Source organism: Actinoplanes sp. L3-i22, assembly GCF_019704555.1.
Classification (GTDB): Bacteria; Actinomycetota; Actinomycetes; order Mycobacteriales; family Micromonosporaceae; genus Actinoplanes.
Genome location: NZ_AP024745.1, coordinates 2,453,089 through 2,473,337 on the forward strand (window position 1 = coordinate 2,453,089; position 20,249 = coordinate 2,473,337).

Sequence of the window (20,249 nt, forward strand, 5' to 3'; positions counted from 1 at the left end):
CAAGTTAGTGGTTTGTGTCAACACAAGTCCAGGCCTGCCGGGTGGTGTCCCGGCGGGCGGCGTGCTCGTAGACCGCCGCGGTCAGCCAGGCCTGGGCCAAGCGGTGGGTGTCGTGCGGGTCCAGGCGGCCGAAGACGTCGCGGGTCCGCTGCCGGCCTGCCGCGCCGAGGCCGGTGAGGACCGTGCTCGCGGTGACCAGGTGGGCGGCGGCGAGCCGGCGGGCGTCCGCGTCGACGCCGGAGAGCAGCACCGCCCGACCGGCGGCGGCGACCCGTTCGACCTGGTGGCGCAGTAGATGAAGGGGCGGCGGCTCGGCGCTCGCGGACGGTTGACCGGGTGGCGGGGTGGCCGTGGGCGCGTCCAGGTCGGCTCGGATCAGGGTGGTGGCGCCCAGGTCGACATGGCCGCCGTGGGCGGGGCCGAGCCAGGCGGCGGCGAAGGCCAGGCCGTCCACCCGGCGCGGGCCGGTGAACCGGCCGATCAGGCGGATCCGCCGGCCGGCGGCCTGGGTGGCGAGCAGGCGGAGATTGCCGACGTAGGGCAGCGCCGGGTCCTCGTGCGGCGCGGCGACCGCGATCGTCAGCCCACGCCCGGTGCTCTGCTCGTCGATGGCCAGCAGCAGCCCGTGCGGGTCCGCGCCGAGGACGGTGCCGTCGAGGAAGGCCAGGTCGTGGGCCATCGGCCGGTCGCCGGCGGGGAGCGCGGCGGCGGTCAGCCAGCGCGCGGCCTGGGCGCCCGGACCGGTCTGCCAGAGGGCGTCGAGCGGCGCCTCGAACCAGGTGGCGCCGGACGCGGTGACCGCCTGCCGGGCGCGCCCGTGGCTGAGCCGGCCGGCCGCGGAGGCGTGCGCGTTGATCGCGTGCAGCCCGGCTCGGGCCAGGGCGTGGTGGTTGAGCCGGACCTCGCCCAGATCGACCGAGGTCCGGACCGCGGCGGCGGTGGCCGGCTGGTCGGCGGGCCGGACGTCGGAGACCACCCAGAGCCGGCCGGTCGCGTCGGCCAGGTAGGTGGCCGCTCCGGCGTGCCCGGTCGCGGCCCGGACCGGCTCGCAGAACAGGCCGTACAGTCGCAGGTCACCGACCGGTTCGTAGTCGCGGCGGGCGGTGCCCATGGCCGTACCGTCGCCGGTTTTGATCCGATGGCAGGCGGCCAGCACCTCGCGCAGGTCGTCGGTGAGGTCGGCCAGGTGGAAGGCCGGGTCCTCGCGCCGGGCCGCCCGCAGCCGCTCGACCACCCGGATCGCGGCCGCCGCCGGGCCGTGCAGGCCGGTCGCGCGGGCCTGATGGACCGCGCGCAGCAGGTCGGCCTGGGCGATCGCGCCCGCGCCGGGGATGCCGTTGGCGAGCACCGCGGCCGCGGCGGACCACAGGGTGTCGGCGGCGGCTTCCTGAACCGCGCTCACCGTCGGTTCCACCGTCGTGGTCGCGCCGGCGGTGCTCGGCTCTTCCGGAACCGGCTCGCCGGTGTGGACCGGGGCGGCGCTCAGCACCGCCGCCCGGTGCAGGCAGCGCGGCGCGAGCAGGCAGCCGCAGACGGCGTCGTCCGGGACCAGGACCGGCACCTTCAGGGTGATCGTCACCTGATCGTCCGGGCGGACCGTGACGACGTCGCCGGCGGACTCGACGGGCCAGGCCGCGGCCTGCGGCACCGCCTCGTCCAGGCGTTTGCGCAGCCGGGCGGGGAGGGCCGCGACCGCCTCGGCGGTCACCGCGGGATCAACCGGGGGCAGACTCATCGCACCTGATCTCCGATCCAGCCGGCCAGCTCGGCCGGGCTCAGCGCGGCCACCGGCATCCCCGCGCCGACCAGTTGCGAGGCGATGCCGGTGCTGTACCGCGGGCGTCCCCGGTCGTCCAGGCCGGCGCAGCCGAGCAGCGTGGCCCCGTCGTCGGCGAGCGCCCGCGCCGCCGCGAGCAGGTCGCCGACCGGGAAACCCTCCTCGAAGTCGCTGATCGTGACGATCATGGTCCGGCTCGGGACGAGCATGATCTGGCGGGCGTACCGCAGGCCGGCCGCGATGTGCGTGCCCCCGCCGACCTGGACCTCCAGCAGCAGCGACAGCGGGTCGGCGACCCGGTCGGTGAGGTCGATGACCTCGGTCGAGAACGTGACGAAGTGCGTCCGCAGCGCCGGCACCCCGGCCAGCACCGACGCGGTCAGCGCCGCCCAGATCGTCGACTCCTCCATCGAGCCGGACACGTCGACGAGCAGGATCATCTGCCAGTCGACGCTGCGCCGGCCCAGGCTCCGGAACACCGGGCGCTCCGGCAGCAGCCGCGGCCGCCCGGCCGCGTCGCGCCGCACGGTGTGCAGGTTCTGCCGCACGGTCGCGGCCAGATCGAGCCGGCCGGTCGGGCGGCGGGTCGGCCGGGGCATGCCCAGCCCGGTCAGCGCGGGGCGGATCCGGCGGGCCAGCCGCGCGGTGAGCTCGGCGGTGAGGCGCGCGATCAGCGGGCGCAGCCGGGCGAGCCGGGCCTCGGGCAGGCCGCCGGCCATCGACAGCACGGCGTGCAGGAGGTCGATCGAGGGGCGGATCCGGTCCGGGTCGGCGGCGAGGACGGCGTCGAGGCGCCCGCGTTCGGCGGCGCGGGCCAGGACCTCGTCGCGTACCGAAGCTCCGAAGAGGTTTTCCAGATCTTCCAACCAGACCCGGGCCTCCGGGTACGCGGGTTCGCGCCCCGCCCCGCCGACGTCGACCGGGTAGGCGCCCTCGCCCCGCCCGATGCCGTAGAGCTCGTCGAGCGCCGCGGCGAGCCGCCGTTGCCGGGCCGGCAGCCGGTCACTCTGCCGCCCGAGCAGGAGCCGCCACCGCTGACCGGGAGTGATCTCACCCGCGGCCGCCGCCGGCCGGTCGGGGACGTTCTCGCCGGCGGGTGTGGCCGGCTCGGGATCGGTGGTGAGGGGCAGGCCCAGCGCGGTCACCGCGGCGCGGCCGGCGCGGTCGGCGGCGACCCAGCCGGCCACCGTCGCGGCGTCGGTGGCCAGGTGCGGGTCGATGTCGCCGTGCCGGTCGCCGACCGTACGCAGCAGGCGGTCCCGATCGGCCGGGCTGAGCGCGTCGAAGCCCCCGCGCAGCGCCGGCAGCCGCCGGACGAAGTCGTCGTCGCTCATCCGGTCCACGGTGTCCAGCAGCGGCGTCAGGAACTCGCCGCCGGACTGCAGCAGCGCCCCGGCGACGCTGAGCGCGCCGCGCAGCCGGTCCGTCGCCCCGGCGTCCGACAGGTCCACCCAGGACGCCAGCCGGGTCCCGAAGGCCTCCGGCTCCTCGTGTCCGAGCAGCACCCCGACCGCGCCGGCCGCCCCGCTCATCAGCGGCGAGCCGTCCCGGGCCAGGCCCTCGATCGCCCGGCCGAGCCGGAGTCGCCGCCCGGCCTCGTCCGCCGCCTGGACCAGATCCAGCAGGGCCCGGGCATCCTCGATCCGGGCGGACCCGGCCAGCCCACCGACCGCCGCGACCGCCGCCGCATGCAGTTCGTCCCGGGCCGCCGCCAGTCCCTCGCCCAGCTGTGCCCCGACCGCGGCCTCCGCATCGGACCCGGCGGGTGTGGTCGTGGACCCGGGTGCGGGCGTCGCCGCGGGCAGGCCGGGGAGGTGGCCGCGGGCGATGCGACCGAGCAGGTGCAACGCGGAGATGATCTGCTGGATCGAGCCGCCGTGGGCGACCGCCCGGCGCACGTCGGCGATCCGGGTGGCGGTCAGCTCGGGCAGGCCGCAGACCGCGGCCCGGTCCAGCCCGGCCAGCGCCTGCTCGGCGGTCGGGCCGCCGGCCCGCTGCTCGCGGCGCCGGCGGGTGGCCAGCAGGCCCGCCGCGGCCTGGGCGAGGGTGACCCCGTGCAGCCCGGCGAGCGCCAGGCCCGCGTCGGTCGCCGGGACCCACTCCACCCGCCAGGTGGTGGTCAGCGTCTCCCCGCCGGTGACCGGCCCGGCCGGCCCGGCCTCCCCGTAGGTCGCGCCGCACGCCGCCAGCCGGCGGATGGCCAGCTCGCGGGCCCGGTCGGTGGGGGAGCGCAGCGGATCGAGCCGGACCCGCTGCGCCGGATCGCCCGGCCCGGGCAGCTTCAGCGCGGCCAGTTCCCGTTCCACCGCCGGCCGCAGGCCGGTGACCGGCGCGCCGCCGGGCAGCCGCCCACGCCGCCGCCCGACCAGCACCTCCTCCATGGCCCGGGCCACCCCGCGCCCGGTCCCGGCCGGAGCGCCCTGGGCCAGCACGCTCTGCAGGGCCTCGACCAGCTCACCCCGGCCCGGCGCGGGCAGCCGGCGCAGCCCGGCGAGGTCCCCGGCCAGCCGGGCCACCTCGGCGGCCTCGGCCGGGCCGGCCGGTTGGCCCTGCGCCCGCAGCGCCCGCGCGACCTCGACCGCGAACCGGTCGGTGGCGGCCCGGAGCAGCCGGGGCTCGGCGCCGGCCTCGAAGACCGCCTGCTGCCAGCGCGGATCCCGGATCCCGGCGGGATAGCCGGACCGCGCGTCCAGCAGGTCGAACGTGTAGGGAACCAGCGAAACGACCGGCTCGTCCCCACCCGTGGCCGGGGTCGCCCCGGGCCCGTCGAGCAGAGCGGGCGCATGAAACGCCCCGACGACCGCGGCCACCCGCCCCGGGACGCGCGCGAGGTGAGCCCGCATCCAGGCCTCCCGCCGCAGATCAAGCGGATCCACCCCGTGCCGGATCGCGTCCTGCCGCAGCGCCCACCCCGCGGCCAGCGCCGCCCGTCGCACCGCGTCCGGCGAGCTCCCCGGCGCCTCCGCCTCGACCCACCGATCCCAGAGATCGTCCCCGGCCCGCCCGGAGACCGTGGCGTGCACGGCTTCCTCGAGCCCGCCCCCGGCCGTCCCGGGCAACCGTTCGCCCGCCCAGGCGGGATCGGTCAACGGCAGGTCCCCGCAGATCACCGGCACCCCGTGGCGCCGCGCCCACCGGACCGCCGCCAGCTCCGGGCTGAAGTCCGCGAGCGGGTAGAACGCCAGCGGCCGATCCGCCCCGGCCGCGGCGAGTGCGACCGGTGCGACGGTGTCCGGATCGGACAGCCAGGGCACCCACGGCTGCATCTCGGCGGGCAGCTCGACCAGCACGGACTCCGGCTGGAACGCGTCCAGCAGCGCGGGCACGGCCACGGCGACGACCGGTGAGTGGTGCCGCACTCCGATGAGGTGGACCCGCGGGTCACCGGCGAGACGGTCGAGGACCGTACGCAAATCGGATTTTTCTGGTTTTTCAGGCTCGGAGGACATCGCGGTGTTCCCATAGCTGGCGCCACATCCGCGACCCGGCCTCGGCCCGTCGTCGCAGGGCGCCGTCCCAGTACGCCAGCAGCCGTTCCGCGTCGGACGGATCGTCCTTCCGGACCACCCCGAGCAGGTGCCCCGGCAGCAGCGACAGCGGATCCGGGCCGGGCAGGTACGCCGCGGACAGCCCGATCGACGCGGCCACCGCGACCGCCTCGGCGGTGCTCATCACCGACGACGGCCGTTCGACCTCCCACCCCTCCGCGCTGATCCCGTTGCGCAGGTCCCGGAACGCGACGACCAGCGTCTCCAGCACCGCCTCGTCCACCGCGAACCGCGCGCCGCCGCGCTCGACCGCGGCCCGGGCCTGCCGCGCGACCAGCGCGACCTCCGCGTCCAGGTCGGCGATCGGCGGCACCACCTCGAAGTTGAACCGCCGCTTGAGCGCCGCCGACATCTCGGACACCCCGCGGTCGCGCAGGTTGGCCGTCGCGATCAGGCAGAACCCGGGCACGGCGTAGCCGACCGCCGCGTCCTGCCCGGTCAGCTCCGGCACGCTGATCCGCCGCTCCGACATGATCGAGACGAGTGCGTCCTGGACCTCGGGCAGGCAGCGGGTGATCTCCTCGACCCGGGCGACCGCGCCGGTGGTCATCGCGGTGAGGACCGGGGACGGCACGAGCGACTCCGCGGACGGGCCCTGGGCCAGCAGCAGGGCGTAGTTCCACCCGTACCGCAACTGGTCCTCGGTGGTCCCGGCGGTGCCCTGCACGGCGAGGGCGCTGGTCCCGCAGATCGCCGCCGCGAGCAGCTCGGACAGCATCGACTTGGCGGTGCCGGGCTCGCCGACCAGCAGCAGCCCGCGTTCCCCGGCGAGGGTGACGACGCAGCGTTCGACCAGGGCCCGCTCGCCGACGAACTTCGGCTCGATCACCCGCCCGCCGACCGGGACGCCGCCGGATCCGGCGATGAACGTGACCACCGACCGGGGTGTCATCCGCCAGCCGGGTGGTCGGGCCCCGGTGTCGGCGGTGGCGAGAAATTCCAGCTCATCGGCGTACCGATGCTCGGGCGGGTCGATCTGACGAGCGGCGGTCACCGGGTCTCCTCCAGGTCGTGAAAGCGGGGCACGTCACCGTCGGTGACCCGCGCCCAGGCCGTGCGGAACAGGCGCGGCACCGGGGTCGGTGGGACGGGCAGGCCGCCGTACATCGAAATCTTCCAGGTCTCGACGGGCAGCCTCGGCGCCCGGGCCGCCTGCCAGCCACCCGGCAGGAAGACCGGGCGCCCGGCGCGGGCCCGCTTGGCGGCGACCACCAGGCCGGCCTCGGTCAAGGCCCGCTGCGCTTCGCGCAACGCCTTGACCGACCAGCCAGTCCATTTCTGTACGGATCTGTCTCCCGGATCCGGCAGCGCCAGCAGCTGCAGATAGTAGGCGGCGGCGTCGGCGCCCAGCCGGTGCCGCTCGCGCACCGCGCCGACCAGGTCCGGAACGCTGATCCGGGGATCGTGAAGATAGCCGCGCACCCCGCCCGGCACGGCCACCACCGCGTCGATCCACTCCGACAGAACGGTCCGGAGAGCCGTGGCCGTGCCCTCGTCGACGAACCCGATCGCCGGATCGTCGATTCCGGACAGCCGGCTCGGCGCGACATGGTGGAACACCGCCGATCCCCGGGCCACGCCGTCGACCAGCGCCGGCCCGGCCTCCGGACGCTCGCCGGCCTCGTGCGACCCATGGCCGACCAGCAGGTCCGGGTTTCGCAAGCGGTCCCGGACCAGCCGCAGCGCCGCGGGCAGCGCGGCCCGCACCGGATCGTCCGCGGCCAGGTGATACGCGAGCCAGGGCAGCGCGACGGCCGCGTCGGCCAGGTACTGCCCGTCGAACGGAACCCCCTGATCAGAAACGGTCCGCTCGTCGGTGCTCAGCCAGTCACCGGGCGCGGGCGCCGCGATCGCCTGCAGCACGGGCGCGGCCCGGAACTCCCCGATCACCTTCCCAAGATCAATAACCAGATCCTCCGGTACGGCGGCCCGCCGCCCCCGCAGCCCGATCCACACCTCGGCGATCGCCGCCACGTCCGGCCCCTCGTCCCACAACCGGCCCGGCTCCACCGGCATCGCCGCGTCCAGCAGCGCCACCCGCTCCGCGAGGCTCAGCTGCCGCAACCCCCGCCGACCGGTCTTGGCCTGCGCCGACGCGAGTCCCAGGAGCCTGCGCTGGACCGGCGTCAGGAAGTCCGCCTCCGCCCTGGCGATCCCGGGGAGCCCGGCCAGCAGCAGCACCGCCTCGGACCGGGCCATCCCGGTCGCCGCGACCAGTTCCGCGGCCGCCGCCGGTCGCCACGGCGCGGGCCCCCGGTCGGCCAGCAGGCGGAGGAACTCCCGCAGCCGGTCACCGGCGAGCCGTCCGCCGGGCCGGAACGAGCCCCGCACGGTCATCTCGGCCGGCAGCCCGAACTCGCCGTCCGGCGCGACCTGGATCCCGGTGCGCCGCCACCCGGCCGACCCGTCGTGCTCGGGCGCGAACATCAGCGTCGTCCGCGAGCCCTCGCGCAGCACGTACGTCTCGCCGATCGGCATCCGTTCCTGCGTGATCGAGTAGACCTGGACCGGGTGGCCGGTGCCGTCCAGCGGTGTCCCGGCGACCGCGCCGAGCAGGACGGCCAGGGCCGCCCGCCGGTCGTCGCCGGTGAGCGGGCTCGCGGCGCGCAGGGCGAGCGCGCCGAACCCGGCGACCAGGCTCGTCCACTGCGCGGAGACCGCCGACAGCGGCCCCGCATCGGCGGTCTCCGGTTCCGCGAGCATCGCCCCGGCCCGCTGGATCTGCTCCAGGATCCGGTCGCTGCCCGCCCGGCCGCGGTAGTACGTGGTGTTCCCGGTGCAGAGCCCGTCCCAGGCCAGCCGCAGTGCGCTGTCACCGGCCGTCGGCGCGATGGCGGCCACCGGCTCCAGCAGCGGCGCGATCTCCGCGATCCGCCGACGCAGCGTCACCGCCCGGGCGACGACCGCGGCGATCCGGGCACGCAGAACCGGATCGGTGACCTCGGGCAGATGCTTCGCCTCGGGCCCGGCCATCGAGTCGTCGGCGTCGAGCAGCGCGGCCGCGGTCGATCTGGTCAGGGCCCGCAGCGCGGCCGACCCGGCCTCGTCGCGCGGTCGCATCGCGTGCCACCACTCCACCGGCGGCACGGTCCCGGTCACGTCGGGTTCGTCGGAGACCAGCCGCCCGTCGGCCGTCCACAGCCGGACCTCGCCACGCGGGTGACCCCAGACCCGGGTGACCGCCAGCGGCTCGGTGGCGCCCGGCAGCAGCAACGCCCCGACCAGCATCTCCAGGTCGTTGCCCCGGGAGTCACGCTGCCGGTGGCGCTGCGGCAGCGTGACCCGCCGCCCGTCGATCCCCTCGCCGGCCAGCAACTCGCCCTCCTCGGTGACCCGCCAGCCGGTCAGGCCGTCCCGGGCGCCGAGCGGCGACCCGGCGAACTCCGGCGGGACCGGCCGCAGCCGGCCGAGGGCCGGCACGACACCGGGCACCGCGAAGAACTCCGGCACGCTGAACCGGCCGCCTTCACCGGTCCGCGGGTCGAACTCCCGCCACCGCCAGGCGTCCTCGTGCCATTCACAGCGCCAGTACGCCCGGCCGTCGGTGGCCATCCGGTACGACTCCTGGTCGAGCGCCCGTGGCTCGCCGGCCCGCAGCGGCCCGGCGCCGATGGTCAGGCCACCGCCCGGGACCGGCAGCGCGTCCGGCATCCCGGCGGTGTCCCGCATGTGGCCGGTGAACACGTCGTTCGGCCGGGACGTCCAGTACGCCACCCGCTGCCCACCGGCGGACCGGATCACCAGCAGGTCGCCGTCCACGAACGTGCACTCCCGGGTGGTGTGCGCCGGGAACGGGAACACGTGCTCGGTGATCCGCCCGTCCGGCGCGACGATCCGCGCGGCCGAGCCGTCGTGGATCAGCAACTCCGGCCACGCCGTTCCGACCTCCGGCCGGATGAGACCGCTCGCCGCCGCCTCGTACGCCGGCCAGGTCAGCTCGGCGAGCAGCCCGGCCCGCAACGATCGGGCCAGCACCGCGGGCAGGTCCACGGCGAGCAGCCGCCGGAACCCGTCCGGCGCGAGCGCCACCCCGGCCGGCGACCACAGCGCGCACAGCTCCACCAGGGCGTCGTCGAGCGCGCCCAGGGTGGTCGCGCCGGCCGCCTCGTCGACCAGCTCGGCGAGCACGTCCCGGACGCCGGCCGCACCGAACGACCGCCGCAGGATCGGCTCCGGCAGCGGCGGCGTGGCCAGCGAGGTGCTGCCGCGCTGCCGGCCGAACCTGCGGCGCACGCCATCCCGGAGCAGCGGCCGCAGCACCGGGTCGGCGGCGACCGTGGTCAGGTCCCGCCCACCGGGAGCCCACTCGGGCACCACGAGGCGGGCGGCCGGGCCGATCGGGCCGATCCGGGCCGGCACGCCCAGGCTCCGGCACAGGTCGAGCAGTTCGAGGTCGGCGGCCACCGGCACCGAGGCGATCTCCAGCCCACCCTCCGCGACCAGCCGCGGCGCCAGCCGCTCGACCAGGGCGAACAGGGCCGACCGGGGCACGCTCAACCGCCTGCGCCGGAAGCGCGTCAGCCAGCCCGCGGCCGGGACGCCGGCGCTGCCGTCGATCAGCCCGGCCAGCGCACCGGTCGCCTCCAGCACCTCCAGCCACAGGTCACCCAGGGCGAAGTCGCTGAACGGCGGATTCGGGAGGATCTCCAGCAGGCGCGCCCGCACGCGAGCGTCCCGCTGCCCCAGACGGATCAGACTCTTCCGGTACGACCGCCACAGCGCCGCCGGTCCACGAGCCGTCGCCGGATACGTCAGCAGCAGCGCCGCCACCTCGTCGGCCTCCCGCTCGGCGTCCAGCCCGGCGGCCGCCGCGAGCCGGTTCAGGTCGGCCGCCATCGTGCCGTGCGGCGGCAGCCCGCCCGCCACCCGCCGCAGCGACAGCGCCTTGACCAGCTCGTACGCCCGCGCCTGGCTCTTTCGCCCGCCGACGTCCCGCGCGTACGCGCTGAGCAGGCCCGCGGTCAGCGCCCCGGCCAGCGCGAACTCCAGGTGCACGTCGCGCACCCGCTCCTCGTCCACCACCAGCCCGTGCGCCTGCTCGGCCCGCCGCGCCTCGGCGAAGCAGGTCCCGGCCGCCCGCGGGTTGTCGGCGGCCAGGTACGCCCGCCCGGCCTGCTCCCAGAACGTCGGCAGCAGCTGCGGTGCGGCCACCCCGAGCCGCCCGGCCAGCACCGCATAGCCGTCCCGCGCCGTGCCGGGCTTGACCCGCGCCACCCGGGCCAGCCTCGCCATCTCCTTGACCAGGGCGAGCGCGTGCCCCGCGTTGGCCGGGTCGTGCACCAGCGCCCAGGCCGGAAACCCCAGGCCACGCCGCATCCCGTGGCCGACCTCGGCGGCACCGGCCGCCGCGAAGCCGAGAAACTCCAGGCTCAGGTCCTCGGCCTCGCCGGTCGTCGCCCCGACCAGCCGCACCACGGTCCGCCCGGCCAGAGCCGGATGCCGATAGGCCCGCGCGGTCATCACGTCGGCCACCGCCGGGTCCCCGGGCCCGGCCAGGATCGCGCCGGCCTCCAGCAGCCCGCTCATCGCGGCCCCTCCGCATCGAGGTAGCGCGGCCGGTCGCCGGCCTCGGCCCGGGCCCACGCGGCGCGGAACAACCCGGGCACCGGCAGCGGCACCAGCAGCGTCTTCCCGGCCTCGGCGTACATCGGCAGTTTCCAGGTCTCCACCGGCAGATGCGGCGCCCGCGCCGCGCGCCACCCACCGGGCAGGAAGACCGCCCGCCCGGCCCGCTCCCGCTTCGCGGAAACCACCAACCCGGCCCCGGTCAAGGTCCGCTGTGCCGCCCGCAACCCCGGAAGATCAAGATCAAGCCATTCGCGTACGTTCTTGTCCCCGGGATCCGGCAGTGCGAGCACCTGGAGGTAATACGCCGCGGCGAGCGGGCCCAGCCCGTGCCGCTGCCGCACCTCCTCGACGAGATCGGGCACGCTGACCCGCGGATCGTGCGGATCCCCGCTCGCCCCGTCCGGAGTGGCCACCACCTCGTCCAGCCACCCGGCCAGCACGATCCGCAGCGCGGTGGCCGACTCGGTGTCCACCAGCCCGAGCGCCGGGTCGTCCGCCCCGCTCAGATGCGCCGGCGCGAGGTAGTGCGCCACGTGCGTGCCGTAGGTCGTCCCGTCGACGAGCGCCGGCCCGGCTTCCGGCCGGCTCGCCACCCGGTGCAGGCCCCACCGACCAGCAGGTCCGGGTTCCGCAGCCGCTCCCGGACCAGCCGCAGCGCCCCCGGCAGCGCCGCCCGCCGCGGATCGTCCCAGCTCAGCCTGTACGCCAGCCAGGGCAGCGCGACCGCCGCCGTCCGCAACCACTCGGCCGTGAACGGCGTTCCGTGGCCCGCCCGGTTCCGGATCTCGAACATCCCGTTCGGCTCACTGCGCCCGTCCGTGCTCAGCCAGTCCCCTTCAGCCGGTGAAGCAACCGCCCGCAGGACGTCTTGCGCCCGCTCGGTGTCGCCCAGCAGCCGCCCCAGCCCCACCACCAGCTCATCCACCACACCCGCGCCCGTAGCGGAAGCCGGACCAGAGGCCACCTCGGCGGGCCCGGCATCGCCCGATTCCACCCGAGCTTCCGCGAACGCCGCCGCCCAGACTGCCGCCCCGCTCAGATGCGCCGGCACCTGGGCGAGCCGGCTCCGCACCTGGATCGCCCGCTTGACCAGGTCGATGATCCGCTCACGCAGGACCGCATCGGTCACCGCGGGCAGACACTCCGCCACATGCGCGCCCACCATCCCTCGCACGTCGAGCAGCGCGGCCGCGGTCTCCTCGTCGAGGACCCGCAACGCCGCCGACCCGGCCTCGTCCCGCGCCCGCAGCGCGTGCCACCAGGCCAGCGGCGGCACCGTCCGGCTCCCGGCCTCGTGCTCGCCGAGCGGGTGCCGGCCGTCGGCGGTCCAGACCCGGACCCCGCGCCCGCCCCGGCTCACCGGCAGCGGCTCACCGGCGCCCGGCAGCGACACCGCGGCCACCGGCGCCTCGTCGAACCGCCGATGCGGCCCGCGCGGCCCCGGCACCGAACGGCCGTCGATCCCGGTCCCGGTCATCGCGCCGTCGGCGGTCCGGCTGACCCGCCACCCGGCCAGCCCGTCCCGGACCCCGAGCGGCGACTCGGCGAACGGCACCGGCCGCAGCGTCGCCTCCGCCGGGACCAGGTCGTCACCGGCCGCGGCGAAGAACGCGGGCCGGCTCACCCGGCCACCCCGGCCGGTCCGCGGATCGAACTCCTGCCACCGGTGACCGTGCTGGGCCGGCCAGGCCGCGCCCGGGTTGGCCGGCTGGTAGCGCCAGAACGTCACGCCGTCCCCGGCCAGCGGCCAGCGGTCCGGCGAGACGGCCCGGGCGTCCCCGGGATGCACGGCCCGCAGCCCGGTCGTCAGCCCGCCGCCCGGAACCGGCAGCGCCGGCGTCAGCCAGCCCTGCGCCGGGTCCACCCGCCAGTCGCCCTCGATCACCTCGTGCGGCCGCGACGACCAGTAACCGGCCCGCCCGCCCGGGCTTCGCCAGTGCACCAGCAGGTCACCGTCGACCAGCAGGCACCGGATCTCCGGCGCCCAGTCCCGGGGCGCGTGTGCTTCCCCGGTCGCGGGGAACCGGAAGCCATGCTCGGTGACGTGCCCGTCCGGGCTGATCACCAGCGCGGTCCGCTCGTCGTGCAGCACCAGCTCGGGCCAGGACACGCCGACCTCGATCCGGTCCAGCCGGGCCGCCGCCGCCTCGTACGCCGGCCAGCTCAGCTCCGCCACCAGCCCGGCCCGCAGGGTCCGGGCCAGCACGGCCGGCAGGTCCACGGCGGTGAGCCGCGCGAACGCCGCCGGTGCGGTGGCCAGGCCGGCCGCCGACCACAGCGGGGACAGCACGGCCAGGTCCGCCTCGACGCCGGCGACGGTGCTGCCGGCGCTCTGGGCGGTCAGCGTCCCGACGAGCTCGACCAGCACGTCCCGTACGCCGGCCGCGTCGAAGCGCGCGACCAGCAGCACCTCGGGCATCGCCCGGCCGACCGGCTGCCGGTCGCGGAACCTGTCGAGCATCTCCCGCACGCCGCGCAGCAGCCGGGGCCGCAGGGCAGGGTCGGCGGCGATCGCGGCGAGATCGCGGCGACCGGCGCCGGCGTCGGCGGCCCACTGCTCGACCTCGAACCCGTTGGCCGGATGCCCGTCGCCGATGTCCACCGGAACCCCGGCGGCCCGGCACAGGTCCAGGACGTCCAGGTCGGCGTCCCACGGACGGTCGGCGAGGGTCACCCCGCCCTCGGCGATCAGCCGGGGCACCATCCGCTCGACCAGCGCGAGCAGCCGGGCATTGCGCCGTGTGTGCCGGTACACGTGGCGGTGCAGGTCCAGGAAGCGCGCCAGCCAGCGGCTCGCCGGGCCGGTCGGCGCGGCCAGGTCGGCGGCCGCCCCGGTCGCCTCCAGCAGCTCCAGCCACTGCTCCCGGATGTCGGTGTCCCACCCCGGCGGGCTCGGCATGATCTCCAGCAGCCGGGCCCGGACCGCCGGGTCCCGCTTACCCAGCCGGATCAGGCTCTTCCGCAGCGACTTCCACACGCCCGGGTGGGAACGGGCCATGGCCGGATAGCCGAGCAGCCGGGTGACCACGTCGTCGGTCTCCCGGTCGGCGTTCAGCCCGGCCGCCCGGGCCAGCCGGGCCAGGTCGGTGACCAGGCCGGCGTGCGGCGCCTGCCCGCCCGCGACCCGTTGCCGGCTCAGCGACCGGACCAGTTGGTAGGCCTCCGGGGCGGGCCGTCGCTCGGCGACCCCGCGGGCGTACGCGCTCAGCATCGCCGCGGTCAGCCCGCCGGCCAGGGCGAACTCCAGGTGCACGGCGCGGACCCGGTCCTCGTCCACGGTCAGCCCGTGCACCTGCTCGGCCCGGCGCGCCTCGGCGAAGCACGTCCCGGCCATCCGCTGGTTGCCGACGTCCAGGAAGGCCCGGCCGGCCTGTTCCCAGAACGTCGGTAGCAGCCGTGGCGCGGCGTCCCCGAGCCGGGCGGCCAGCGCGGTGTACCCGTCCTTGGCGTTGCCCGGCTTGTGCCGGGCCGTCCGGGCCAGCCGCTCCATGTCCTTGACCAGGGCGAGCGCGTCCCGCCCGTGGTCCGGGTCGTGCACCAGCGCCCAGGCCGGGAACACCAGCGTCCCCGGCCGCCCGTGCCCCACCTCGGCCGAGCCGGCGGCCGCGAAGCCGAGAAACTCCATCGCGAGGTCCTCGGCCGGCCCGACCGTGGCGCCGACCAGCCGGACCACGGCCCGCCCGGCCAGCGCGGGGTGCCGGTAGACGCGGGCGGTGATCGGGTGCGGGCCGGTGCCGGGCAGGATCCCGCCGGCGTCCAGGACGCCGGTCATCGGCTGTTCTCCCCGAGGTCCAGGTAGCGGGGCACGTCCCCGGCGGTGATCCGGTCCCACGCGGCGGCGAACAGCCGCGGCACGGATCGGGTCACCACCGGCAGGTGCCCGTTGTCCAGGTAGAGCGATTCCTTCCAGGTCTCCATCGGCGGCCGCGGCGGCTTGTTGGCCTGCCAGCCGCCGGGCAGGAACACCGGCCGGCCGGCGCGTTCCCGTTTGGCGGCCACCACCAGCCCGGCCCCGGTCAGTGCCTGCTGAGCCGTCCTGAGGGCGGCCGGCTTCCACCCGTTCCACCCCTGCACCGCCCGGTCGCCCGGGTCGGGCAGCGCGAGCAGCTGCAGGTAGTACGCCGCGGCGTCGTCGGTCAGGCCGTGCCGCTCACGCACCTCGGCGACCAGCTCCGGCACGCTGACCCGCGGGTCGTGCGGGTCGCCGGTGACCCCGGCCGGGGCGGCCAGCGCCTCGTCGATCCAGCCGGACAGCACGACCCGGAGCGCGGCCGCGGTGCCCTGGTCGACGAAGCCGAGCGCCGGGTCGTCCGCGCCGGTCAGGTGGGCCGGCACGAGGTGGTGCGCGGTGTCGTCGCCGTAACTGTCGCCGTCCACCAGGGCCGGCCCGGCGTCCGGTCGTTCGCCCTGCTTGTGCCGGCCGCGGCCGACCAGCAGGTGCGGGTTGCGCAGCCGCTCGCGGACCAGCCCCAGCGCCGCGGGCAGCGCGGCCCGCAGCGGATCGCCCCACGGCAGGTGGTACGCCAACCAGGGCAGCGCGATCGCGGCGAGCTGAAGGTGCACGGCGTCGAACGCGGTGCCCTCGGCGGCCTTCGTCGTGAGCGTCCGGTATCGATCGTGGGTGCTGCGCCCGTCGGTGCTCAGCCAGTCCCCGGCGGTCGGCGCCGCGATCGCCTGCAGCACGGACGCCGCCTGCGCGCCGTTGATCACCCGGGCCAGCTCGGCGACGAGCGTCTCCGGCACGGCGACCCGCCGCCCCCGGATCCGGATCCACGCCGCGGCGAGCCCGGCCACGTCCGGCCCGTGGTCCCAGAGGTCGGCCGGCTCGGCGGGCAGCGCCGCGTCCAGCAGCGTCATCCGCTCGGCGAAGCCGAGTCGCTGCAGGGCGGCCCGGCCCACCTTGGCCTGCGCCGCGTTCAGGCCGAGCGTGCCGCGCTGCGCGGCGGTCAGGAAGTTCGCCTCCCACTTGTGGATCGCCGGCAGCCCGGCCAGCAGCATCGCCGCCTCGGCCCGGGACATGCCGGTGGCCGCGGTCAGCCCGGTCACCGCCTCGGGCCGCCACGGCGCCGGGCCGCGCTCGGCCAGCCGGTCCAGGAATGCGGTCAGCCGGGCCCCGGCCAACCGCCCGCCGGACCGGGCCTCGGACTCGACGGTCAGGCCCTCGGGCAGCCCGAAGTCGCCGTCCGGCGCGATCTGGATCGCCGCGCGCCGCCACTTGTCGGGCCCGAGCACGTAGTAGTTCCGCTCGGGTGGGAAGAGCACGGTGACCCGGGGGCCGTCGCGGTGCACGAACAGGCCGGTGCCGTCGCTGCGGGCCTGGCCCACCTCCAGGGTCCGCAACGGCGGGCCGGACCCGTCCAGCGGTGTCCCGGCGACCGCGGCCAGGAAGGCGGCCAGCGCGGTCCGGTCGGTGTCGCCGGTCAGCGGCGACGCCGCGCGCAGCGCCACCGCGCCCAGCCGGGCCAGCAGCCCGGGCCAGGTCCCGTGCACCGCGGGCAGGTCGGCGTGGCTGACGCCATCCGGTGCGGCGAGCAGCGCCCCGACCCCGGCGATCTGCTCCAGGATCTGGAAGCGGGGCGCCGCCGAGTAACCCCAGCCGGACTCCCGCCCGGCCAGCCCGTCGATGGCCCGCCGCAGGTCGTCGTCGTTCGCCGGTGGCCGCTCCCGCACCGCCGCCGGGCTCCCGCCCAGGTGCCGCGGGATCTCGGCGAGCCGCCGCCGCATCCGGACCGCGCTCATGACCACCTCGGCGAGCCGGTCGCGCAGCACCGGGTCGGTGACCGCGGGCAGGTGCGTCACCAGGTTCGCGGTGATCGCCTCGCGCAGCGCCGGCGAGCTGGTCACCGCGTCGTCGACCACCAACAGCGCGGCCGCGGTCGCCTCGTCCAGGGCGCGCAGCGCGGCCGAGCCGGCCGCGTCCCGGGTCCGCATCGCGTGCCACCAGTCCAGCGGCGGCACGGTGCTGGTGGTCTGGCCCTGCAGGGCGACCAGGCGGGCCCCGTCCGCGCTCCAGATCCGCAGCTGGTCGTGGGCCGGGCCGCGGCCCTGGTGCCGGGAGATCGGCAGCGGCGCGGTCGCGCCGGGCAGCAGCACCGCGCCGACCACCAGCTCGTGGTCGGCGCCGACCACCACCCGGCGGCCGTCGACGCCCTCGCCGGTGATCGTGCCGTCCGGCGCCCGGGTCACCCGCCAGCCGGCCAGGCCGTCCCGCACGCCCAGCGGCGAGCCGGCGAACTCGGCCGGCACCGGCCGCAACTGGCACAGCTCGGGCAGGAGGTCGTCGCCGGCGGCGGCGAAGAACGCCGGGGCGCTGACCCGCCCGCCGTCGCCGGTACGCGGGTCGAACTCGCGCCAGTGCCAGGTCCGCTCGGCCCAGCCGGCGTCCGGGTCGACCGGCTCACGCCGCCAGAAGGCCGGCCCGTCCGAGGCCAGCTGGACGAACTCGTCCCAGCTCACCTTCCGGTCGCCGCGGTGCAGCGGACGCCGGCCGTTGGTCAGGCCGCCGCCCGGGACCGGCAGCACCGGCCAGTTGGTCATCCGCCACTCGCCGTCGGTCACCTCGTCCGGCCGGGACGACCAGTAGCCGGCCTGGCCGTCGTCGCCGTACCAGTGGACCAGCAGCTCGCCGTCGACCGAGGCGACGCCGATGCGGTTCCAGTACCGCCCGGGGGCGTGCTGCTGCCCGGCGGCCGGGAAGCGGAACACGTGCTCGGTGACCCGGCCGTCCGGCGCGATCACCTGGGCCGCCTTGTCGTCGTGGAGCACCAGCTCGGGCCAGGCGACGCCGACCTCGTGCTTGCTCAGGCGGCCGATCGCCGCCTCGTACGCCGGCCAGGTCAGCTCGGCCATCTGCCCGGCCCGCAGGGTCCGGGCGAGCACGGCCGGCAGGTCCACGTCCAGCAGAGCGCGGAAGCCGTCCGGCGCGAGGGCCATGCCGGCCGGGGACCAGAGCGCGGCGAGCTCGGTCAGGTCGGCGTCGAGACCGGCGACGGCGTTCGCGCCGGCCTGCCCGGTCAGCTCGCCGATGATCTCGACCAGCAGCTCCCGGCTGCCGGCCGCGCCGAACGCCGCCGCCAGCGTCTCGTCCGGCAGGGCCGGGCTGGTCAGCGCGAGCCCGTCGCGCAGGTAGCCGATCGCCTGCCGGACGCCCAGGCGCAGCCGGGGCCGCAGCTCCGGGTCGGCGGCGATGGCGGCCAGGTCGCGGCGGCCGGGCCGGTCACCGCGGGCCCAGGCGGCGACCCCGAAGCCGTTGGCGGGGTGGCCGGTGCCGATCCGGACCGGCACGCCGCCGGCCCGGAGCAGGTCGAGGATGTCCAGGTCGGCGTTCCACGGCTGGTCGGCGATGGACACCCCGCCCTGGGCGATCAGGCGCGGCGTCATCCGCTCCAGCAGGGCCAGCAGCCGCGGGTTGCGCCCGATCGACGGCCCGAAACGGCGGCCGCGCACGAACCGCTCCAGCCAGCCGGCGGCCGGGCCGTCCGGCGCGGTCAGGCCGTCGGCCGCGCCGGACGCCGTCAGCAGCTCCAGCCACAGCTCGACGAAGCCGGTGTCCCACCCGGGCGGGTCGGGGATGATCTCCAGCAGGCGGGCGCGCACGCCGGCGTCGCGCTTGCCGAGCCGGATCAGGCTCGCCCGGTACGCCTTCCACACCGCGGGGTGCGCCCGGCCCATCGCCGGATAGCCGAGCAGCTGCGTGACCACCTCGTCGGCCTCGTGCCCGGCGTCCAGCCCGGCGGCCTTGGCGAGTCGTGCCAGGTCGGCGGCCATCGTGGCGTGCGGTGCCAGACCACCGGCGACCCGGCGCAGGGCGAGCGTCTTGACCAGCTCGTACGCCTCCGGAGCCGGCCGCCGCTCGACCACCTCCCGGGAATACGCCGCCAGCATCGTCGCGGTCAGCCCGCCGCCGAAGGCGAACTCCAGGTGCACGTCGCGGACCCGGGCCTCGTCGACGACCAGCCCGTGCACCTGCTCGGCCCGGCGCGCCTCGGTGAAGCAGGTGCCGGCCATCCGGGAGTTCTCCGCGGCCAGGAAGGCCCGGCCGGCCTCCTCCCAGAACGTCGGCAGGAACTGCGGGGCGGCGGCGTCCAGGCGCCTGGCCAGCTCGGTGTAGCCGTCCTTGGCGTTGCCCGGCTTGCCCCGGGCCACCCGGGCGAGCTTCGCCATCTCCTTGACCAGGGCGAGCGCGTGCCGCCCGTTGGCCGGGTCGTGGACCAGCGCCCAGGCCGGGAAGCCGAGCGCCTGCCGCTCGCCGTGCCCCACGTCGGTCACGCCGGCCGGGGTGAAGCCGAGGAACTCCATGGTCAGGTCCTCGGCGGGGCCGACGGTCGCGCCGACCAGACGGACCACCGTGCGGCCGTCGAGCACCGGGTGCCGGTACGCCCGGGCGGTGATCACCTCGGTGGTCGTCATCGGTCGGACTCCTCCTCGGTGACCCGGCCGGCGTGCAGGTGGGCGGCCATCCGCAACCCCTCGGACCAGGCCACCGGCGGCACGTTCGCGGTGGCCAGGTGCTCCCCGGCGGCGTCGGTGAAGGCCAGGTCGGAGGTCTCGGTCTCGTAGCCCGGGTCGCCCTCGCCGATCCAGACCGAGGCGACCACGATCCGCCCGTCCTCCCAGATCCGGCAGACGGCCGTGCCGCCCTGCACGCGATAGCCGGCCGAGGTGGCCCGGGACTGGACGTGCCGCAGCTCCTTGAACTTGGCGTCGCCGTAACGACTCAGCTCGCGCCGCTGCCCGGCCTCGTCGGCCGGCTTGTGCCAGACCTCGCGGAACAGCTGCAGCGTGCCCTGCTCGACGCCCAGGTCGCCGGCGAACTCGCGCAGGTCCGCCAGGTCGGGCAGCCGGACCGGGTGCGGGATCAGCACCTGCTCGGCGGTGAACCGGGTGGACTCGCCGTCCAGATCGACCACGCCGAGGCCCTTGTCCACGTCGGCGTCGCGCAGCAGGGCCGCGGTGGCGAGATCCGCCCCGACCGGCACGACCACCAGGTCGCGCAGCACCGCGCGCCACGCCTCGTCGGCCCAGACCTGGGTGAGCACCGCGACCGGCACCGGCAGCGAGCGGATCATCCAGCGCTCCACCTCGGCGCGGCAGGTCGCCTCGTGCCGGGCCAGCCACTCGATCAGCTGGCGCAGGCCGGTCACCGCCTCGTGGTCCTTGATCGCTTTGGGCACGCTCTTCAACTGCTTGCCCGCGGTGGTGCGCGCGATCACCCTGCGACCGTCGACGCTCACCTCGTAGTCGGCACCCGCCGCTACCCAACCCATGGCCATCCCCCTCGCCGAACGTGAGGCGGATTGTGCCAGCGGGCACCGACAAAAACGGGGGCCCGGCGAACCGGACCCCCGAAAAAACCT

General features: G+C 76.7%; 8 protein-coding genes. All 8 read right to left on the bottom strand.

The genetic code is table 11. The features are described 5' to 3' along the window. Window positions 1-4 precede the first annotated feature (4 nt). The 8 genes from L3i22_RS11125 to L3i22_RS11160 are packed head-to-tail and all read right to left on the bottom strand — an operon-like array spanning window position 5 to window position 20,159. Window positions 5-1,735, bottom strand: a complete 1,731-nt coding sequence (locus L3i22_RS11125) for a hypothetical protein (RefSeq protein ID WP_221326884.1) — start codon at window positions 1,733-1,735, stop codon at window positions 5-7. Further along, window positions 1,732-5,226, bottom strand: a complete 3,495-nt coding sequence (locus tag L3i22_RS11130) for a DUF5682 family protein (protein ID WP_221326885.1) — start codon at window positions 5,224-5,226, stop codon at window positions 1,732-1,734. The genes L3i22_RS11125 and L3i22_RS11130 overlap by 4 nt, the downstream gene beginning before the upstream one ends. Beyond that, window positions 5,210-6,319 carry an AAA family ATPase gene (locus L3i22_RS11135; RefSeq protein ID WP_255658117.1) on the bottom strand — a complete coding sequence of 370 codons (1,110 nt, stop codon included), beginning with the start codon at window positions 6,317-6,319 and terminating at the stop codon, window positions 5,210-5,212. The genes L3i22_RS11130 and L3i22_RS11135 overlap by 17 nt, the downstream gene beginning before the upstream one ends. Then, a complete protein-coding gene (locus L3i22_RS11140) occupies window positions 6,316-10,851 on the bottom strand; it encodes a hypothetical protein (protein ID WP_221326886.1) in 4,536 nt (1,511 codons plus the stop codon). The genes L3i22_RS11135 and L3i22_RS11140 overlap by 4 nt, the downstream gene beginning before the upstream one ends. Beyond that, window positions 10,848-11,426: a hypothetical protein gene (locus tag L3i22_RS11145; protein ID WP_221326887.1), complete on the bottom strand. Its 579-nt coding sequence runs from the start codon at window positions 11,424-11,426 to the stop codon at window positions 10,848-10,850. Before L3i22_RS11145 ends, L3i22_RS11140 begins: the two co-directional genes overlap by 4 nt. Further along, window positions 11,396-14,665, bottom strand: coding sequence for a hypothetical protein (locus L3i22_RS11150; RefSeq protein WP_221326888.1), 3,270 nt, complete (start codon window positions 14,663-14,665; stop codon window positions 11,396-11,398). The genes L3i22_RS11145 and L3i22_RS11150 overlap by 31 nt, the downstream gene beginning before the upstream one ends. Next, entirely contained in the window at window positions 14,662-19,302 is a 4,641-nt protein-coding gene (locus tag L3i22_RS11155; protein WP_221326889.1) for a hypothetical protein, read from the bottom strand. Before L3i22_RS11155 ends, L3i22_RS11150 begins: the two co-directional genes overlap by 4 nt. Then, on the bottom strand, window positions 19,299-20,159 hold the full coding sequence (locus tag L3i22_RS11160) for a DUF4132 domain-containing protein (RefSeq protein WP_221326890.1): 861 nt from the start codon (window positions 20,157-20,159) through the stop codon (window positions 19,299-19,301). The genes L3i22_RS11155 and L3i22_RS11160 overlap by 4 nt, the downstream gene beginning before the upstream one ends. Between the last annotated feature and the right edge of the window lie 90 nt (window positions 20,160-20,249).